The organism is Streptomyces sp. KLMMK, assembly GCF_036961605.1.
Taxonomy (GTDB): domain Bacteria; phylum Actinomycetota; class Actinomycetes; order Streptomycetales; family Streptomycetaceae; genus Streptomyces; species Streptomyces telluris.
This window is the reverse complement of sequence record NZ_JBAMDC010000726.1, coordinates 1-1465: the sequence shown is the minus strand read 5'-3', so window position 1 is coordinate 1465 and position 1465 is coordinate 1. Positions and strand designations below refer to the sequence as shown.

Here is a 1465-nt window from a genome sequence, read left to right as displayed (position 1 = left end):
CCATGCGGGCCAGCGGCGTGCCGACCTCGCCGCGGCAGGCGAGGTCGAGGCCCAGGGAGTGCAGGGGCCCTGCGACGGGGCCGCCGGCCCGCCCGTAACAGGCGTGCTGGCCGACCGTGAACACGGTGTCCGCCGTCAGCTCCAGAGAGACCATCAGCGCGGCGATGGACCCGAAGCCGCGCTCGCGGCCCGCGAGGGCGTAGGCGACGGCGAAGAACACCGCCGCCAGCACGGCGACCGTGGCGGCGGGAAGGGGCGTACGGGAGAGCAGGACGTGCGAAGCGGCGGACAGCGTGACACAGAGCGCCGTGAAGAGCGCTGCGCGCAGCGCCCTCAATCGAACTCCCGTCCCCTCCATGAGGCCGAAGTCTGCCACGGCAGCCGTTAAGTGTCGTGTCAAGATTCGGCATCGTCGGACGCCGCCGGAGGGGACGGGAACCGGGAGGGAACCCGGGCGGAAACCCGGACGGGAGGACCGTCAGGACTTCAGGGCCGCCTCGACGGCCTTGGTGTACTGCTCGGGGGTGATCGGGACGTTCTTGCCGTCCTCCGCCGTCAGCTTCTTGCCGTTGAGCTTGAGGGTCGGGGTGCCGGTGACGTCCTTGGCCTTGTCGAACTCGTCGGACACCGTCAGCGCCCACTTGTCGAAGGTGCCGTCCTTGACGTTCTTCTCGAAGTCCTTGTTGCCCTTGAGCGCCGGGACCTCGTTGGCGACCTTCAGCAGGACGTCGTCCTTGGCGTAGTCGTCCTTCTTCTCCTCGGGGTGGTTGGCCTTGGAGTAGAGGGCCTTGTTGTAGGCGCTGAAGGCCTCGGGGCTCACGTTGAGGGCGGCGCCCAGCGCGCTGAGGGCGTTCTTGGAGCCGCTGCCGCCGAAGTTGCGGTCGAGGAACGTGGCGACGTGGTACGAGACCTTGTACTTGCCGTCCTTGACGTCCTTGTCGATCGTGTCGCCGACGCTCTGCTCGAAGACCGAGCAGATCGGGCAGCGCATGTCCTGGTAGAGGTCCAGGGTGTTCTTGGCGTCCTTCTTGCCGACGAGGATCTCGGTGCCCTGGTCGCCGCCGGTGTTGGCGGGCTTGACGAGCTCCTTCTTGGACGCGGCCTCCCACGCCGCGTTCAGCCCGCTCTTGCCGTCCTTGCCCAGCTGGGAGACGGCCACGACGATGCCCGCGCCGACGGCCAGGACCGCGACGACGGCGCCGGCGACGACGAGCTGGCGGCGCGTCCTGTCCTTCTTGGCCTGGCGCTCGCGCTCGGCGCGCAGCCGCTCGCGTGCGGACTGCTTGTTCTCCCAGTTGTTGCGCTTGCTCATGGTCATGCTCTCCGTGCTCGGTCGTGCGTGGTGCGTGGTGCTTAGTGCGTGGTGCTTGTGCTCAGGCGGGAACGGGCCCGGGCGGCGGTCCACGGCGGACGACGGAGTGCACGAGGAGGGGGAGGGCCGGTGCCCCGCGGGCGGGGCCGGCGG

1 protein-coding gene and 1 pseudogene are annotated in these 1465 nt (G+C 69.4%); both read right to left on the bottom strand.

Features of this window, described 5'->3' with window-relative positions; genetic code table 11:
- Positions 1–358: pseudogene (locus V7793_RS37510) on the bottom strand (hypothetical protein); the annotation flags it as partial.
- A gap of 120 nt (positions 359–478) precedes the next feature.
- Positions 479–1312: a thioredoxin domain-containing protein gene (locus V7793_RS37505; RefSeq protein ID WP_336014208.1), complete on the bottom strand. Its 834-nt coding sequence runs from the start codon at positions 1310–1312 to the stop codon at positions 479–481.
- Between the last annotated feature and the right edge of the window lie 153 nt (positions 1313–1465).

Bases quoted from the DNA above. Each gene is read 5' to 3' on its own strand.
- V7793_RS37505 (WP_336014208.1), bottom strand. From the start codon at position 1,312: ATGAGCAAGCGCAACAACTGGGAGAACAAGCAGTCCGCACGCGAGCGG.